The sequence below is a fragment of the Prevotella sp. P6B4 genome (genome assembly GCF_000619985.1).
GTDB lineage: Bacteria > Bacteroidota > Bacteroidia > Bacteroidales > Bacteroidaceae > Prevotella.
In genome coordinates this window covers 90,800-108,515 of record NZ_JHVE01000006.1, presented here as the reverse complement: position 1 = coordinate 108,515, position 17,716 = coordinate 90,800, and the positions used below count along the sequence as shown (strand labels likewise).

Here is a 17,716-nt window from a genome sequence, read left to right as displayed (position 1 = left end):
AAAGAGAGAACAGATGGAGAATAAAGACAATATAGAATTATTGGCCGAAACTTCTGACGTGAAGGAACAAGCCAAGAAGACCATCCAGAAGATCAAGGAGAAAGTTAAGGAGGAAGACCCCAAGCTAACCCCGTCCTTGAATCTCAGAACCATTCTTGGTGGCGACTTCCTGACTGCAGAAATGGTACGCAAACAGATATGGTTGTGCGTATTGATTGTTGTGTTCACCATCGTCTATGTTGCCTCCAGATACCAGTGTCAGCAAGACCTGATTGCCATCGACAAGCTGGAAAAGGAACTGCTCGATGCCAAATACAAGGCACTATCCAGTTCCAGCACACTGACAGAGAAATGCCGTGAGAGCCACGTGCTTGACGCGCTGAAGCAAAATAAAGACAGTCTGTTACACATTTCAGACCAGCCACCATATATAATAAATATACCAGAATAAGAATACAAGATGAGTAAGTTCAATAACGATAAGGTCATGCCTCGCTACTTCGCAATCGCAGTAGTACTCACACTGATTGGTTTTGCCATAATTGGCAAGGCCATGTACATCATGACCGCCAAGAAGGATTATTGGACTCAAGTAGCATCTCGACTGAAGCGCGACAGTGTTACTGTAAAACCGAATCGTGGTAACATATTAAGTTGCGACGGTCAGTTGATGGCCAGTAGCATACCGGAATACAAGGTGTTTATGGACTTTCAAGCCAGCGCAGACGATTCTATCGGCAAGCGTAACCGCGACTCCATCTGGGCAGCCAACATCGACACCATTTGCTACGAGCTGAATCAGATTTTCCCACAGAAGTCGGCAGCAGAATTCAAGCAACATCTTCTGGAAGGAAAGCATAAGGTTCAGAAAAATGGCACAATAGGTTCTCGCCATTGGGACATTCTGCGTCGTCGTATAGACTATAATACATTCTGCGAAGTACACAACCTTCCGATCTTCAAGGAACGTACCTACAAAGGCGGTTTCCATTGGGAAGAATACAACACACGTCGCAAACCATTCGGCACATTGGCGCAACGTACCATCGGCGATGTCTATATAGCTAAAGATAGCGCTAAGAACGGATTGGAGTTATCGTTAGACACCCTGCTTCGTGGAAAGAACGGTTTGATGCACCGTCGTAAGATTCTCAGCAAGTACTTGGATATTCCCGTTCTCTCGCCTGAAGACGGTGTAGATGTTGTGACCACCATCGACGTTAGTATGCAGGACTTAGCAGAACGCGCATTGGTCGACGAGTTGAAGGAAATCAACGGTGAAATGGGCGTTGCCATTCTGATGGAAGTTAAAACCGGTGATGTTAAAGCCATTGTAAACATGACCCGTGGCAATGATGGAAAATACTACGAAATGGTGAATAATGCCATCAGCTACCGTTGCGAACCAGGTTCTGTATTCAAGGTTGCCTCATTCCTGGTTGCCCTCGACGATGGTGTAATCGACACCACCATGACCATTCCAACCGGATGTGGCGTTATGGAAATGCACGGACGTCCTATGAAAGACCATAACTGGCGACGTGGCGGATACGGCACCATTAATGTTGCCCGTGCTTTGGAAGTCAGCTCGAATATCGGTGTCAGCTACCTCATCGACAAGTATTATGGCCGGAATCCCAGAAAGTATGTTGAAGGTCTATATCGCGTAGGTATCCACGAAGACCTGAAGTTACCATTGGTTGGTTATCATACACCAATGATCCGCATGCCGGACACCAAAACCACCGACAGATCAAAGTATTGGAGCAAGACAACCCTCCCCTGGATGAGTATAGGTTATGAAACCCAGATAGCTCCCATCAACACGGTAGCCTTTTATAATGCCATCGCCAATGATGGCAAGATGATGCAGCCTCGTTTCGTAAAACAACTGATGAAGAACGGCGAAGTCATCAAGGAATTTGAGCCCGTTGTTTTAAAAGAGCGAATTGCCAAACCACAGACCATCAAGACCATGCAGACCATATTGGAGCATGTGGTTAGTCAAGGACTCGGTAAAAAAGCCGGTTCAAGATCATTCAAGGTTGCAGGAAAAACAGGAACTGCGCAAGTTGCCGACCAATATGGCAGCTATCACTCTGGTGTGACACGCTACTGGCTGAGTTTTGCCGGTTTCTTCCCTGCTGACAATCCTCGCTACACCTGTATCGTCTGCTTAAAGAAATCAGGACTACCGGCCTCTGGTGGCGGCATGAGCGGTGTAGTATTCCATCATATCGCCGAAGGCGTCATGGCCCAGAACCTGAAACGTAGCGTCGACGATGCCCGTGACGCCGAATCAGTGCTGACTCCCGATGTCAAGAAAGGCAACAACTCTGCTGCCAACTTCGTTCTGGCAAGTCTGAAAGCGAAAGGCTCTGTTTCCAACAACAGCAATCGTGAGGTTAGCAAAAACGTGGTACCCGATGTTACGGGAATGGGAGCAAAAGATGCTGTATTCCTGTTAGAAAGTCGTCGCATCAAGACACATCTGAAGGGCAGAGGAAAAGTAAAGTCACAAAGCATCCACGCCGGCAGCTCTATCAAGCAGGGCATGGTGTGCGAACTAATTTTAGATTAATATATATAATAAGGTATAAGAATATGAGATTAAACGAATTACTCAAACATGTAGAAATCCTCAACATCACAGGTGATGCCGGGGTGGAAATAAGTGGAGTAAACATCGATTCCCGCCGCATTGAAAAGGGACATCTATTCGTTGCTATCCCAGGTACAGTAACGGATGGACATAAGTTCATCCCCAAAGCTATTGAATTGGGAGCAGCAGCTGTTTTATGCGAGAAGATACCAGAAAAACTGGCCCCAGAAGTCACATATATACAAGTTGCCTCTACCGAAGACGCTGTCGGAAAGGTTGCCACCCTATTCTATGGCGATCCTTCAAGAAAACTGAAGCTGGTAGGCGTAACGGGTACTAATGGAAAGACAACCATTGCCACCTTATTATATAATATGTTCCGCAAATTCGGACACAAATGTGGTTTACTGTCAACCGTTTGTAACTATATCGAAGACGAAGCTATTCCTGCCGATCATACAACCCCCGACCCCATCGAGCTGAACCGCTTGCTGGCTCAGATGGTCGATGCCGGTTGCGAGTATGCCTTCATGGAGTGTTCTAGTCACGCCATCGCTCAGAAACGCATCGGCGGATTGAAGTTTGCCGGTGGTTTGTTTACCAACCTGACACGCGACCACCTGGACTATCACAAGACCTTCGAGAACTATCGTGATGCCAAGAAAGCATTCTTCGACGGTCTTGAAAAAGATGCCTTTGCCATTACCAATGCCGACGACAAGAATGGTATGGTGATGGTACAGAACTGCAAGGCCAATATAAAGACATACTCTACGCGTACAATGGCTGATTTCAAGGCAAAGATCATTGAATGCCATTTTGAGGGAATGTATCTCGACATCAACGGTAAAGAGGTTGGCGTACAATTCATAGGTAAATTTAATGTCAGCAACCTGCTGGCCGTGTATGGTGCCGCCGTCATGTTAGGCAAGAAACCAGAAGACATCTTACTGATTCTCAGTACTCTGAAGAGTGTCAACGGCCGACTGGAGCCCATCCACTCACCCGAGGGTTACACCGCCATTGTTGATTATGCTCACACCCCCGATGCCTTGGAGAATGTACTGAATGCCATCCACGAGGTTTTAAATGGCAAAGGTAAAGTTATCACCGTTTGCGGTGCTGGCGGCAACCGTGATAAGGGCAAACGTCCCATCATGGCACAAGAAGCCGTAAAACAGAGCGACAGAGTCATCATTACCTCTGATAACCCACGTTTCGAAGAACCACAGGATATCATCAACGATATGCTGGCCGGACTCGATCAGAAACAAATGAAAAAAGTACTGAGCATTGTTGACCGTCGTGAAGCTATCCGCACTGCCTGCATGCTGGCAGAAAAGGGCGACGTTATCCTGATTGCCGGCAAGGGCCATGAAGACTATCAAGAAATTAAAGGTGTAAAGCACCACTTTGACGACAAAGAAGTAGTCAAGGAAATATTTAATTCATAATACCATCGTTTATGTTATACTATCTGTTCAGATTTCTCGACCAGTACGATATACCTGGATCACACATGTGGGCGTATATTTCATTCCGCTCACTACTCACTCTTATTCTCTCGTTGCTCATCTCGGCATGGTTCGGCGAGAAGTTCATCAAATGGATGAAACGCAGAAGCATCTTTGAGACTGAGCGCGACCCGAGCATCGATCCATTCGGAGTAGAGAAAAAAGGTGTACCAACCATGGGTGGTATCATCATTATAATTAGTATACTGATACCTGTATTGCTGTTCGGACGTATCCGCAATACCTATCTCATACTAATGGTTATCACCACCGTTTGGCTCGGATTCTTAGGTCTCTTGGACGACTACATCAAGATTTTCAGACGCAACAAAGATGGTCTGAAAGGCAAATACAAGATTGTAGGTCAAGTGAGCATTGGTTTCATCGTCGGCTTAACACTCTGGTTAAGTCCAGATGTTGTGGTACGAGAGAACGTGAATGTCAGACAACAGAATCAGGAAATTGTAGTTAAACACAAGAAGGAGGCTGTTAAGTCACTTCACACTACCATTCCCTTTATTAAAAACCACAACTTGAACTACTCGAATGTCATGTCGTTCTGTGGCAAGTATAAAGTAGCTGCAGGCTGGGTACTCTTTGTACTGATGACAATTCTGGTGGTAACTGCGGTATCCAACGGAGCCAACCTGAACGACGGAATGGATGGAATGTGTGCCGGCAACTCCGCAATCATTGGTGTGGCATTGGGTATTCTAGCCTATGTATCGTCGCACATCGGCTATGCATCGTATTTTGACATCATGTACATTCCCCACTCTGAAGAATTGGTTGTATTCCTCTGTGCCTTTATCGGAGCCATGATTGGTTTCCTGTGGTACAACGCCTATCCCGCTCAGGTGTTCATGGGCGATACCGGTTCGCTCACCATCGGTGGAATCATCGGTGTTGCCGCTGTAATCATCCATAAGGAGTTGCTGTTACCCATCCTGTGCGGCATCTTCTTCGTTGAGAGTCTGAGCGTGATTATCCAAACCCAGTGGTTTAAGTTCATGAAACACAAAGGCCAACGTGTGCGCGTGTTCCGTGCTACACCTATCCACGACAATTTCCGTAAGCTCGACACACAGCTCGATGCTACAAGTAGATATATTCTTAAGAGCTGGCCTCATCGTCCGTTCCACGAGTCGAAGATTACTATCCGATTCTGGATTACATCAATTATTCTGGCCGCTATCACCATCATTACATTAAAGATGCGTTAAACAAATATATGAAAAGGATTGTTATATTAGGAGCAGGAGAAAGTGGTGCAGGAGCCGCTGTTCTCGCAAAGAAAGAAGGTTTCGATGTGTTTGTATCAGACATGTCGAAGATTGCCGACAAGTACAAAAAGCTGATGGACGACCACCAGATTGAGTGGGAAGAAGGACATCATACAGAGGAGAAAATTCTGAATGCCGACGAAATCATCAAGAGTCCCGGCATCCCTGATACCGCTCCCATGATTCAGAAGATCATTGCCAAGGGAATCCATATTATCAGCGAGATTGAGTTTGCTGGTCGTTATACCAATTCAAAGATGATCTGTATCACAGGTTCTAATGGTAAGACCACCACTACCTCGCTCATTTATCATATCTTTAAGGAGGCTGGTTACGATGCCGGTTTAGCTGGTAACATCGGAAACTCATTGGCGCTGCAGGTGGCCGAGGATCCACACGAATACTACATCATTGAGCTCAGCTCATTCCAGCTCGACAACATGTACGATTTCCGTGCCGATATCGCTATTCTGCTGAATATCACCCCCGACCATCTGGATCGTTACAACTTCGAGATGCAGAATTATGTGGATGCCAAGATGCGTATCATCCAGAACCAGACAGATAAGGATGCCTTCATCTACTGGGCTGACGATCCCATCATCAAGCGCGAATTAGAGAAGTACGATATCCACTCTATCCAGTACCCATTCTCTGAACTGAAGGAAAAGGGCGTGATTGGTTATATCGAGGAGGGCCAGTATAAGATTGAGAAGCCCGAGCCATTCAACATGGAGCAGGAGAGTCTAAGTCTTACAGGCAAGCACAATATCTACAACTCGCTGGCTGCCGGCATTGCTGCCGACATTGCTGGTATCAAGAAGGAAGAGATTCGCAAGAGCCTGAGCGACTTCCCTGGTGTTGAGCACCGCTTGGAAAAGGTTTGCACCGTGCGTGGCGTACAGTATATCAACGACTCAAAGGCCACCAACGTCGATGCCTGCTGGTATGCCCTTGAGGCCATGAAGACCAAGGTGATCCTCATTATCGGTGGTAAGGACAAGGGCAACGATTACGAGCCCATCAAACCACTGGTTAAGGAGAAGTGCTCTGGTATTGTGTACCTGGGGGCCGACAACCAGAAGTTGCACGACAACTTTGACCATTTAGGTATCCCCGTTCGCGACACTCACTCTATGAAGGAGTGTATGGAGGCCTGCTACGAGATGGCTAAGCCAGGCGAAACCGTACTGTTAAGCCCCTGCTGTGCTTCGTTCGACCTCTTTAAGAACATGGAGGACCGTGGCGAGCAGTTTAAGACAATTGCAAGAAGTCTGTAAAGAATGAACAAGAAAATAGGCAACATCTTTAAAGGAGACAAGGTCATCTGGATGGTATTTTTCTTCCTCTGTATGATCAGTATTGTCGAGGTATTCTCTGCCTCGAGTAACCTGACGTATAAGAGCCAGAATTACATGGGTCCGATTGTTTTCCACACCATCACCATCATCCTTGGCGCGGTAGTGGCAGTAGTTACCCTTAACATTCCGTGCCGATACTTCAAACTGATGACGCCTTTCTTGCTTATCATCACAGTTATCCTGCTACTCTGGGTACTTGCCACGGGTGAAAAGACTGGCGATGCCAGCCGATGGATTAATATCTTCGGACTCACCTTCCAGCCCTCAGAGATTGCCAAAGGAACTATCGTATTGGCGACTGCCCAAATTCTTAGTGCTATGCAACGCGAGAACGGAGCTGATAAAAAAGCTTTCAAATATATCCTGTGTATCGTAGTTCCGATAGCATTTCTTATCATGGTCGAAAACCTGTCTACTGCAGCCCTTTTATGTTCAGTAGTCTATCTGATGATGATTATCGGCCGTGTACCTGCTATTCAGTTAATCAAATTAGCAGGCGTTGTCGCTGGTTTAGTTCTTTGCGGACTACTCTTGGTTATGGCTGTTGGAAATGACAACAGCATAGCTGTCGACAAAGCATCCACCGAACAAGTCACAACTGCTCCAAAGGAGAAGAGCAAACTTGAAAAATTGCTGCACCGTGCTGACACTTGGAAATCACGTATCAAGAAATTCTCGAACAAAGAAGAAATAACGCCCGACCAATACGACCTTGACAAGGACGCTCAGGTAGCTCATGCCAACATCGCCATCGTATCGAGCAACATTATTGGCAAAGGCCCTGGGCAGTCGGTAGAACGCGACTTCCTGTCACAGGCATTCTCCGACTTCATCTTTGCCATCGTCATCGAAGAGTTGGGCATTCTCGGCGCCACAGGTGTAGTATTCCTCTATATCGTGCTACTCTATCGCACGGCACGTATCGCCAGTAGGTGTGAGAACAATTTCCCAGCATTTCTAGCCATGGGATTAGCACTGTTACTGGTCATCCAGGCAGCCTTCAATATGCTTGTTGCTGTGGGCATAGCGCCTGTAACAGGTCAACCGCTCCCATTGATCAGTAAAGGTGGTACTTCCACCATTATTAACTGTGCCTACATTGGTGTTATATTAAGTGTTAGCCGTTCAGCGAAAAAAAGGGAGGCAAAAATAGCAGAAAAAGAAATATAATTTGTAATTTTGCACGCAATAAGAAGAATAGATATGGAAGAACTGAGAGTCATCATTAGCGGAGGAGGCACTGGAGGGCATATTTTCCCTGCAGTTTCTATAGCAAATGCCGTCAAGGCGCTTCGTCCCGATGCAAAAATCCTGTTTGTGGGCGCAGTTGGTCGAATGGAGATGCAACGTGTACCGGCTGCAGGCTACGACATTAAAGGTCTGCCCATCTGTGGTTTTGATCGCAAGAATCTTCTGAAGAACTTTAAGGTTCTATATAAGATATGGAAAAGTCAGCGTATGGCTAAACAAATCATCAAAGATTTCAAACCGCAGGTAGCAGTGGGAGTTGGCGGCTATGCCAGCGGCCCTACATTGAATAAAGCTGCCACGATGGGCATTCCATGTCTTATACAAGAGCAGAATTCCTACGCAGGCGTCACCAATAAGCTCTTAGCAAAGAAAGCCGAAAAGATTTGTGTAGCCTACGAGGGCATGGAACGCTTCTTCCCTGCAGAAAAGATAATCCTGACTGGCAACCCTGTTCGTCAGGCCTTACTCGACACCAAGGTCTCACGCGAAGATGCCATCAAGTCATTTCATTTGGATCCTGCCAAGAAAACCATCCTACTGGTAGGCGGCAGTTTAGGAGCACGTACCATCAACGAAAGCGTACTGCAGCACCTCGATCTCATTAAGGCCTCTGATGCCCAATTCGTCTGGCAGACAGGTAAATACTATAGCGCAGAGATAGCAGAGAGAATGAAGGGAGAGCATATCCCCAATCTTGTGATTACCGATTTCATCACAGATATGGGTGCCGCTTACAAGGCTGCCGATCTGGTTATCAGTCGTGCTGGCGCCAGCAGTATATCAGAGTTCTGCCTCATCGGCAAGCCAGTAATCCTTGTACCAAGTCCTAATGTAGCCGAAGACCATCAGACCAAGAACGCTTTGGCTCTGGCTAATCGCGATGCAGCAATCTACGTCAAGGATGCAGAAGCTCCTGCCACACTACTTGAACTGGCCATCAAGACTGTTGCCGACGAGCAGAAGCTCCAGTCGCTCAGCGAGAATGTATTGAAACTTGCACTGCCCAATTCAGCCGACATCATTGCAAAAGAAGTCATCAAACTGGCAGAAAGAAAATAAAGAATTATGGAATTAAAAGACATCAAAGCAGTATATTTTGTAGGAGCCGGTGGCATCGGCATGAGTGCCATCGCCCGCTACTTTATTAAGAAAGGTCTAGTTGTAGCCGGCTACGACAAAACACCATCCGACCTCACTAAGAGACTCGAGACCGAAGGTATGCTCGTCCACTATGAAGAGAATGTAGACGAAATTCCACACGAGTGCAAAAAGAAGGAGTCGTGCCTGATTATCTACACACCTGCCATCCCCGCTGAGCATAAGGAACTCACATTCTTCCGCGAAAATGGCTTTGAAATTCAGAAGCGTGCCCAAGTACTTGGCACACTCACAAAGAGCCACAAAGGTCTTTGTGTAGCAGGAACCCATGGTAAAACCACAACCTCTACTATGTGTGCTCACATCATGCATCAGAGCCATCTGGACTGTAACGCCTTCCTTGGGGGTATCTCCAAGAATTATGGCACCAACTATATCCTGTCTGACTCGGACTACGTTGTAATCGAAGCCGATGAGTTTGACCGCTCTTTCCACTGGCTCCGTCCCTGGATGAGCGTCATCACATCTACTGATCCCGATCACTTGGATATCTATGGAACTAAAGAGGCTTATCTGGAAAGCTTCCGTCACTATACAGAACTTATTCAGCCAGGTGGCGCGCTTATTATCCATCGCGACTTGGAGATGAAAGAGAACATCCAGCCAGATGTTCATCGCTATGACTATAGCCTCGACGAAGGTGATTTTCACGCAGAGAACATCCACATTGAGAATGGCGAGATAACCTTCGATTTCATTTCTCCTATCGAGAGTATCAAAGGCATACAGTTAGGTCAGCCCGTACCTATCAATATCGAAAATGGAATCGCAGCAATGGCTATGGCACAACTTAATGGTTGCACAGCCGAAGAATTGAAGTATGGCATGCAGACCTATGGAGGTGTTGACCGTCGTTTTGACTTCAAAATCAAAACCAGTAAGATGGTCTTCCTAAGCGACTATGCACATCATCCCAAAGAAATCTATCAGAGCGCTAAGAGTATCCGTGAGCTGTATAAGGACAAGCATATCACTGCCATTTTCCAGCCACATCTCTATACTCGTACCCGCGATTTCTACAAGGATTTCGCTGATGCGCTGAGCCAGCTCGACGAAGTTATCCTAACCGAGATTTATCCAGCACGCGAATTACCCATTGATGGTGTCACTTCTCAACTCATCTATGATAACCTGAAGCCTGGTGTCAAGAAAGAGATGATTCAAAAGACCGACGTTCTCGACTACATCAAGAGTCACGACTTCGAAGTGCTGATTGTACTTGGTGCAGGCGACCTCGACAATCAAGTCCCTCAAATCACCAAGATTCTCAATGAGAAAATGTAATCTTCTTTGAATAGACAGCCCATGACTTTTAATTGGAGACAAACCCTCATCGTAGCCTGCAACGTGCTCGTTGGCATCTACCTGATCCTCGCTATCACTGCATTCAATGACCCCGACGAGGCCATGGCCAAAACGTGCACAGAGGTAAAAATCGACATCGAAAAGGAGTCGATGGAGGGTTTCTTGAATCCTAATGAAGTCAAGAAGATGCTTACACAGCAAAGAATATATCCACTATTACAACCCATGAACACGATCTCTCCCAGAAAGATGGAAGAGACCCTCCAGAAGAGTCCGTTTGTCGAGAAAGCCGAGTGCTATAAAACATTAAGCGGACACGTATGCATCAGTATCAAGCAGCGAATTCCCGTTATCCGTATTATGGGCGACAATGGTGACAATTACTATCTTGACAATCATGGCAACATTATGCCCGAGGCAGGTTACGCCACAGATATCCTGATAGCCACAGGTCACATCACCAAAAGATATGCCCAGAACACCCTGTCGAAGATTGCCAATCACATCGTCAGCAATAGCTTCTGGCGCAACCAGACAGTACAGCTCAATATACTGGCAAACGGTACACTTGAGATGGTGCCACGCGTAGGTGACCATATTGTCTACCTTGGTTCTCCAACCAACATCGACACCAAACTTGAGCGTCTACGCAAGTTTTATATCTATGGTCTGAACAAGGCGGGGTGGAATAAATACAACTATATCAACGTGGAATTCAACAACCAGATTATATGCAAAAGAAACAACAGATAAATCATTTATAAAAGATGGCAGCAAAGGAATTTATTGTAGCAATTGAACTCGGTTCATCCAAAGTAACCGGAATCGCAGGACAGAAGAATCTCGACGGCAGCATCAACGTACTCGCTGTTGTCAAAGAAGAGTCTTCTTCGTTCATCCGAAAAGGTGTGGTTTACAATATCGACAAAACCGCACAATGCCTAACCAGCATCATTAAGAAGCTGGAGAATCAGCTCAAGACACAAATCACACAAGTTTACGTTGGTGTGGGAGGGCAGTCTATCCGGAGTGTAAAGAACGTAGTTACCAAAGACCTGCCGGAAGAAACCATTATCACTCAGGATATGATCATAGAACTGATGGATGCAAACCGAAATATGACCTATCAGGATCAGGAAATCCTCGATGCTGCCGTACAGGAATACAAAGTAGGAGCACAGTTTCAACTGGATCCTGTAGGTATCCAGGCTACACATCTTGAAGGTCACTTCTTGAACATTTTAGAGCGCAAAGCCTTCTATCGCAACCTGAATGTATGTTTTGAAACTGCCGGTATCAATGTTGCCGAAATGTATCTAGCACCATTAGCTTTGGCCGACAGCGTACTGACAGAAGTTGAAAAGCGTTCAGGTTGTGCACTTGTCGATCTGGGTTCCGACACTACCACCGTATCTGTTTTCTCTAAGAACATCTTGCGCCACCTTGCTGTTATTCCTCTCGGAAGTAACAATATCACTAAGGATATCGCCACCCTCCAGATGGAAGAGAGCGATGCTGAGAAGATGAAATTAAAATATGGCTCTGCCTATACCGACAACAACGAAATTGATAACGATCTGAAGTATTCCATCGATCCCGAGCGCCAGGTAGAGAGCCGAAAGTTCGTAGAGATTGTCGAGGGACGTTTGGAAGAAATTATCGAAAATGTCTGGTATCAGATTCCATCTGAATATTACGATAAACTGTTGGGCGGCATCATCCTGACTGGTGGTGGTTCAAACATGAAGAACATTGAGAAGGCCTTCATGAATCACACCCATGTTGACAAGATCCGCATCGCTAAGTTCGTTTCGCAGACTATCAACACAAACAATGAGGAGATTAAGTCGCGTAATGGTATGATGAACACAGTTTTAGGTCTTTTGGCAAAAGGTGATATCAACTGCGCCGGCGATGCCTACGACCCCAACGGCAATTTGTTCCCCGAGCTCAATAAAACCACGAATCATCCTATTAGCGATCAGCGCCCAGCCCGCCAGACGACCGACCTTCCAGCCGGTGTTATACGCACTGAGGCCGAGAAACAGAAGGCAGAAGAGGAGCGCCGTCGTCAGCAGGAAGAGGAAGAGCGTGCACGACAGGAAGAAGAGCGTCGCCAGCAAGAGGAAGAAGCACGTATCCGCAAGGAGAATAGCACTTGGAGCAAGTTCAAGAAAGGTCTCTTGAAATTTGGTAAGTCGATTGTCGAAGAAGAAGATTAAAAACAAAGAAGATTATGGAGAACAATATGAATATGGATATTCTGGACTTCGGTTCACCGGAGAAGGAACATAGCATCATCAAGGTGATTGGTGTTGGAGGCGGTGGCGGCAACGCTGTTAACCACATGTATCGTGAAGGCATTCACGATGTAACATTCGTGCTTTGCAACACCGATAATCAAGCACTAAACGATTCGCCTGTACCCGTTCATCTCCAGTTGGGTAAGGAAGGACTTGGGGCAGGCAACAAACCAGAAAAGGCACGTCAAGCAGCCGAAGAGAGTATTGAGGACATCCGATCGATGTTGAACGATGGCACTCGTATGGCATTCATCACAGCAGGTATGGGTGGTGGAACGGGAACTGGCGCAGCTCCTGTCATTGCACGTGTTTCCAAAGAATTAGGCATTCTTACGGTTGGCATTGTCACCATTCCCTTCCGTTTCGAGGGCGATCGCAAAATTGACCAGGCACTCGACGGTGTTGAAGAAATGTCAAAGCATGTAGATGCGTTACTGGTCATCAATAACGAACGTCTCCGCGAAATCTATCCAGAGCTATCTGTACTCGATGCCTTTGGCAAGGCAGACGACACACTGAGTATCGCCGCCAAGTCAATTGCAGAGATTATCACCGTTCATGGTCTGATCAACCTCGACTTCAACGACGTAAAGACCGTTCTTAAGGATGGTGGAGTAGCCATCATGTCAACAGGTTATGGCGAAGGCGAAGGCCGTGTAAAGAAAGCTATTGAAGACGCTTTGAATTCGCCATTACTCAATGATAATGACATCTTCAATTCCAAGAAAATTCTGCTCTCCATCTCATTTGCAGGTTCTAAGGATGGTCAGTCATCGCTCATGATGGAGGAGATGAACGACGTGAACGACTTTATGGCAAAGTTCGGCAACGACTTCGAAATCAAGTGGGGACTTGCCACCGACCTTGAATTGGGCAAAAAGGTTAAGGTTACGATTCTTGCTACAGGATTCGGTATTGAGAATGTCGACGGCATGAACGGGCACCTCAAAAAGCACAGTCAGGAGGACATCAACCGCATCGCAGCCGAACAGGAAAAAGCAGCTGAACGTCAAGATCGCCGTAATCGCTACTATGGTGGAGAAGGTGCTACCAAGCGCTATAAGCGTCGTCCAAACATCTATCTGTTCCGCCCAGAGGATCTTGACAACGATGATGTCATCTCAGCAGTAGAACAGACACCAACCTATAAGCGTACACGCGAAATACTGGACAGCATCAATTCACAAGCTAGTATTATCGACGAGGTTGTAAACATCGATGAACCTTCACAGGATATACACGAACCCATTCAGGGAACTATCAAGTTTATGTAAATCAGCACCTTATTGATATAAGGCTTTTAATACCTCTATCGACTTCATCTCTGGAAAATCCGGCAGATGGAGTCGATAATATTTTAGAGATATCTCCAACAGGCGATTGCGCTCCTGGTGCGACATTCTGAACAAATGCATCGTAGGAAAATCCATGCGCATTATCAACTGCACCTTCTGTGCCTCTTCCGGATGCAAAAAGTCACGATGCACTGGCGGATTCCTTACAAATATACTCTCTCGCAAATCGAAATAATCGCCATTCGCATAGTCGTCCATATTGGGATAAAACCCCAAGAAGCGTGTTAACCTCAACAAGAATACCAGATGAAAGTTAGAAAAACGCGACTGCTGACCATCTAACCAAAGTATACTAGTTTCAAGATAGTCATAGAGAGGTTCGTTACGCTGCTCTGACCGTAACGCATAATACAAAAACTCAGCCACAAATAAGGAGATGGCCAACTTATCCGGATCAAAAGGGATAGAGAAAAACGGGCTCATCAACCTCACATCGTTCAACTTCTGCAACTGTATATTAGGTCGCATATCAGTTTCGATTTCTAACAAGGTTAGAGGCTGAAAGAATTGTTTTTTCATTTTTCCTTTCGAAGTCTTTGGTATGCTAACAATAAACGCCAGTCTACCAAACGATCTGGTAAACATATCTACAATCAATCTCGTCTCGCCATACCTGATGGCATGCAGCACAACAGCCTGAGTTTTCGTCAACATACGGTGCAAAGGTAATAAGAAACTTTGAGCTTTGAACTTTGAACTTTGAACTTTTTCAGAGTATTTGGTTAATAATTATTAAATTTAGCCATAAAGTTCAAAGTTCAAAGCTCAAAGTTCAAAAAAAGCAGTATCTTTGCACCCGCATTTTACGCGATGGTCCCTTCGTCTATCGGTTAGGACGAGAGATTTTCATTCTCTAAAGAGGAGTTCGACTCTCCTAGGGACTACAAAATTTAAATCTGTCATCTGCACAGCCATGTGCTACCAACCAGTAAGGATGGGATAAGGTGACGGAGGGTTCGCAAGAACCCGCCCAGGGCAGCCTTAACGACGTAAGACCCATAAGCTTTATATTAACAATTTTAATTTCATTAAAAACATGGCAAATCACAAGTCATCAGTGAAGAGAATCCGTCAGGAGAAGAAAAGAGCACTTCACAATCACTACTACGCAAAGACTATGCGTAACGCAGTTCGCAAGCTCCGTGCTACAACAAACAAGGAAGAGGCTGTAGCTCTGTTCCCCAAGGTACAGAAGATGCTGGACAAGCTGGCTAAGACCAACGTTATCCACAAGAACAAGGCCGCAAACCTGAAGTCAAGCCTTGCACTGCACGTTAACAAGCTGGGATAATATTTACCCAACAATAAGTACAAGCCGTAGCCCCAAGAGGGTTGCGGCTTTCTTTTTTCAGTTTTTTAGCAGATAAACTATGTTTATCTGAACTTTTTTTTGTACCTTTGCAACCAAAATGGTAAATTTCGAGAATTGAAAAATTGAAGAATTAAAATAATGACAGAAGAACAACTGAACCAAGAACAAAACTACTCCGCGAGTAACATTCAGGTACTCGAGGGTTTGGAAGCTGTACGTAAGCGCCCTGCTATGTACATTGGCGATATCAGTGAGAAGGGTCTCCACCATCTGGTAAACGAAACCGTTGATAACTCCATCGACGAGGCCATGGCTGGCTATTGTACCCACATCGAGGTAACCATCAACGAGGATAACTCAATCACCGTTCAGGACAATGGTCGTGGTATCCCTGTAGATGAGCACGAGAAGATGCACAAGAGCGCCCTCGAGGTGGTTATGACAGTACTCCACGCCGGTGGTAAGTTCGATAAGGGCTCATACAAGGTATCAGGAGGTCTGCATGGTGTAGGTGTAAGCTGTGTAAACGCGCTCTCTACCCACATGATGTCGCAGGTATTCCGCAACGGTCACATCTACCAGCAGGAGTACGAGAAGGGTAAGCCCCTCTACGACGTAAAGATTGTAGGCGATACCGATAAGACCGGTACCCGCCAGCAGTTCTGGCCCGACGGCAGCATTTTCACTACTACCGAATATAAGTACGACATCATCGCTAAGCGTATGCGCGAGCTGGCTTATCTTAATGCCGGTATCACCATCACTCTTACCGACCTGCGTCCTGATGAAGAGGGTAACCTCCGTCAGCCCGAGGTATTCCATGCCAAGGAGGGACTCAAGGAGTTCGTTCGCTACGTCGATCGTCACCGCACCTCAATCATCGGCGATCCTATCTGCCTGAAGACCGAGAAAGATGGTGTACCCATTGAGGTTGCCCTGCTGTACAACAGCGATTATTCAGAGAATATCCACTCTTACGTTAACAATATCAACACCATCGAGGGTGGTACCCACCTGACTGGTTTCCGCATCGCCCTGGCCCGTACACTTAAGAAGTATGCCGACGAGGATGATCAGCTGCGCAAGCAGATTGAGAAGGCCAAGATCGAGGTAGCCCAGGACGACTTCCGCGAGGGTCTTACCGCCATCATCTCTGTAAAGGTAGCAGAACCTCAGTTCGAGGGTCAGACCAAGACCAAGCTTGGTAACAGCGAGGTGAACGGCGCCGTACAGAAGGCCGTAGGCGAGGCTATGACCAACTACCTGGAGGAGAACCCCAAAGAGGCTCATACCATCTGCGAGAAGGTAATTCTGGCCGCTACAGCACGTATTGCAGCCCGCAAGGCCCGCGAGAGTGTACAGCGTAAGAATCCTATGACTGGTGGTGGTCTGCCTGGTAAGCTGGCCGACTGCTCAAACAAGGATCCTAAGGAGTGTGAGATCTTCCTCGTCGAGGGTGACTCGGCCGGTGGTTCTGCTAAGCAGGGGCGCGACCGTCACTTCCAGGCCATCCTGCCTCTGCGTGGTAAGATTCTGAATGTAGAGAAGGTACAGTGGCACCGTGTGTTCGAGGCCGAATCGGTTATGAACATCATCCAAAGTATCGGTGTACGCTTCGGCGTTGACGGCGAGGACTCTAAGGATGCCAATATCGATAAGTTGCGTTACGATAAGATTATCATCATGACCGACGCCGACGTCGATGGTTCTCACATCGACACACTGATCATGACACTCTTCTATCGCTTCATGCCACAGGTTATCCAGGGCGGTCACCTTTACATCGCTACCCCACCACTCTACAAGTGTACTTATAAGAAGACCTCTGAGTACTGCTACACCGAGCAGCAGCGCCAGGCATTCATCGATAAGTACGTGGCTGGTAACGGCGACGACAAGGGCTTGCACACCCAGCGTTACAAAGGTCTTGGTGAGATGAACCCAGAGCAGCTTTGGGAGACTACCATGAACCCAGAGAACCGCTTGCTCAAGCAGGTTACCATCGAGAATGCCGCCGAGGCCGACGAGATCTTCTCAATGCTGATGGGCGACGACGTAGAACCACGCCGCGAGTTCATCGAGAAGAATGCCACATACGCCAATATCGACGCATAATAACACGTTATTAAATAAAACCCTACGCATTCCCGCTTCACACCTTGGAGCGGGAATGCTGGCATATTACCTGCAGGGCAGAGTGTATGCCGATATGGGCGAGGCACCACAAGCTCTACAAGCATACTATACCGCCATCGAAAATGCAGATACTACA

At 46.6% G+C, this 17,716-nt stretch carries 14 protein-coding genes and 1 tRNA gene; 14 read left to right on the top strand and 1 reads right to left on the bottom strand.

The features are described 5' to 3' along the window. The first annotated feature begins 13 nt into the window (after positions 1–13). The 11 genes from T491_RS0105665 to ftsZ are packed head-to-tail and all read left to right on the top strand — an operon-like array spanning position 14 to position 14,051. The gene (locus T491_RS0105665) at positions 14–451 is read left to right on the top strand and encodes an FtsL-like putative cell division protein (RefSeq protein WP_051522992.1); all 438 of its coding nucleotides are present in this window, start codon (positions 14–16) and stop codon (positions 449–451) included. A gap of 9 nt (positions 452–460) precedes the next feature. Continuing rightward, complete coding sequence (locus tag T491_RS0105660) at positions 461–2,581, top strand: penicillin-binding protein (RefSeq protein ID WP_028903023.1); 2,121 nt, start codon at positions 461–463, stop codon at positions 2,579–2,581. Between the two features lie 23 nt (positions 2,582–2,604). After that, on the top strand, positions 2,605–4,056 hold the full coding sequence (locus T491_RS0105655) for a UDP-N-acetylmuramoyl-L-alanyl-D-glutamate--2,6-diaminopimelate ligase (protein ID WP_028903022.1): 1,452 nt from the start codon (positions 2,605–2,607) through the stop codon (positions 4,054–4,056). An 11-nt stretch (positions 4,057–4,067) separates the two neighbouring features. Next, on the top strand, positions 4,068–5,339 hold the full coding sequence (locus T491_RS0105650) for a phospho-N-acetylmuramoyl-pentapeptide-transferase (RefSeq protein ID WP_028903021.1): 1,272 nt from the start codon (positions 4,068–4,070) through the stop codon (positions 5,337–5,339). 8 nt (positions 5,340–5,347) lie between these two features. Next, positions 5,348–6,679, top strand: a complete 1,332-nt coding sequence (gene murD / locus T491_RS0105645) for a UDP-N-acetylmuramoyl-L-alanine--D-glutamate ligase (protein ID WP_028903020.1) — start codon at positions 5,348–5,350, stop codon at positions 6,677–6,679. A 3-nt stretch (positions 6,680–6,682) separates the two neighbouring features. Continuing rightward, positions 6,683–7,930, top strand: coding sequence for an FtsW/RodA/SpoVE family cell cycle protein (locus tag T491_RS0105640; RefSeq protein ID WP_028903019.1), 1,248 nt, complete (start codon positions 6,683–6,685; stop codon positions 7,928–7,930). Positions 7,931–7,963: 33 nt separating this feature from the next. After that, entirely contained in the window at positions 7,964–9,070 is a 1,107-nt protein-coding gene (gene murG / locus T491_RS0105635; protein WP_197018803.1) for an undecaprenyldiphospho-muramoylpentapeptide beta-N-acetylglucosaminyltransferase, read from the top strand. A gap of 6 nt (positions 9,071–9,076) precedes the next feature. Continuing rightward, positions 9,077–10,453 (top strand): UDP-N-acetylmuramate--L-alanine ligase, encoded by a 1,377-nt coding sequence (gene murC, locus T491_RS0105630; protein WP_028903017.1) that lies wholly within the window; start codon positions 9,077–9,079, stop codon positions 10,451–10,453. A 21-nt stretch (positions 10,454–10,474) separates the two neighbouring features. Next, the gene (locus T491_RS0105625; protein WP_028903016.1) at positions 10,475–11,227 is read left to right on the top strand and encodes a cell division protein FtsQ/DivIB; all 753 of its coding nucleotides are present in this window, start codon (positions 10,475–10,477) and stop codon (positions 11,225–11,227) included. A gap of 14 nt (positions 11,228–11,241) precedes the next feature. Next, positions 11,242–12,696, top strand: a complete 1,455-nt coding sequence (gene ftsA, locus T491_RS0105620; RefSeq protein ID WP_028903015.1) for a cell division protein FtsA — start codon at positions 11,242–11,244, stop codon at positions 12,694–12,696. Between the two features lie 14 nt (positions 12,697–12,710). Continuing rightward, positions 12,711–14,051 (top strand): cell division protein FtsZ, encoded by a 1,341-nt coding sequence (gene ftsZ / locus T491_RS0105615; RefSeq protein WP_033147363.1) that lies wholly within the window; start codon positions 12,711–12,713, stop codon positions 14,049–14,051. A 9-nt stretch (positions 14,052–14,060) separates the two neighbouring features. Here the strand turns inward: ftsZ and recO are convergent, their stop codons facing one another. Next, positions 14,061–14,786, bottom strand: coding sequence for a DNA repair protein RecO (recO, locus tag T491_RS0105610; RefSeq protein ID WP_028903013.1), 726 nt, complete (start codon positions 14,784–14,786; stop codon positions 14,061–14,063). A 158-nt stretch (positions 14,787–14,944) separates the two neighbouring features. On the opposite strand from recO, the gene T491_RS17635 reads away from it, so the two are divergent. The 3 genes from T491_RS17635 to gyrB all read left to right on the top strand — a co-directional run bounded on the left by T491_RS17635 (position 14,945) and on the right by gyrB (position 17,559). Then, positions 14,945–15,016 (top strand) — tRNA-Glu (locus tag T491_RS17635). A 152-nt stretch (positions 15,017–15,168) separates the two neighbouring features. Next, entirely contained in the window at positions 15,169–15,423 is a 255-nt protein-coding gene (gene rpsT / locus T491_RS0105605; protein WP_013065333.1) for a 30S ribosomal protein S20, read from the top strand. 159 nt (positions 15,424–15,582) lie between these two features. Continuing rightward, on the top strand, positions 15,583–17,559 hold the full coding sequence (gene gyrB / locus T491_RS0105600; protein WP_013063082.1) for a DNA topoisomerase (ATP-hydrolyzing) subunit B: 1,977 nt from the start codon (positions 15,583–15,585) through the stop codon (positions 17,557–17,559). Positions 17,560–17,716 lie beyond the last annotated feature (157 nt).

Bases quoted from the DNA above. Each gene is read 5' to 3' on its own strand.
- T491_RS0105665 (WP_051522992.1), top strand. From the start codon at position 14: ATGGAGAATAAAGACAATATAGAATTATTGGCCGAAACTTCTGACGTG.
- T491_RS0105660 (WP_028903023.1), top strand. From the start codon at position 461: ATGAGTAAGTTCAATAACGATAAGGTCATGCCTCGCTACTTCGCAATC.
- T491_RS0105655 (WP_028903022.1), top strand. From the start codon at position 2,605: ATGAGATTAAACGAATTACTCAAACATGTAGAAATCCTCAACATCACA.
- T491_RS0105650 (WP_028903021.1), top strand. From the start codon at position 4,068: ATGTTATACTATCTGTTCAGATTTCTCGACCAGTACGATATACCTGGA.
- murD (WP_028903020.1), top strand. From the start codon at position 5,348: ATGAAAAGGATTGTTATATTAGGAGCAGGAGAAAGTGGTGCAGGAGCC.
- T491_RS0105640 (WP_028903019.1), top strand. From the start codon at position 6,683: ATGAACAAGAAAATAGGCAACATCTTTAAAGGAGACAAGGTCATCTGG.
- murG (WP_197018803.1), top strand. From the start codon at position 7,964: ATGGAAGAACTGAGAGTCATCATTAGCGGAGGAGGCACTGGAGGGCAT.
- murC (WP_028903017.1), top strand. From the start codon at position 9,077: ATGGAATTAAAAGACATCAAAGCAGTATATTTTGTAGGAGCCGGTGGC.
- T491_RS0105625 (WP_028903016.1), top strand. From the start codon at position 10,475: ATGACTTTTAATTGGAGACAAACCCTCATCGTAGCCTGCAACGTGCTC.
- ftsA (WP_028903015.1), top strand. From the start codon at position 11,242: ATGGCAGCAAAGGAATTTATTGTAGCAATTGAACTCGGTTCATCCAAA.
- ftsZ (WP_033147363.1), top strand. From the start codon at position 12,711: ATGGAGAACAATATGAATATGGATATTCTGGACTTCGGTTCACCGGAG.
- recO (WP_028903013.1), bottom strand. From the start codon at position 14,786: ATGTTGACGAAAACTCAGGCTGTTGTGCTGCATGCCATCAGGTATGGC.
- rpsT (WP_013065333.1), top strand. From the start codon at position 15,169: ATGGCAAATCACAAGTCATCAGTGAAGAGAATCCGTCAGGAGAAGAAA.
- gyrB (WP_013063082.1), top strand. From the start codon at position 15,583: ATGACAGAAGAACAACTGAACCAAGAACAAAACTACTCCGCGAGTAAC.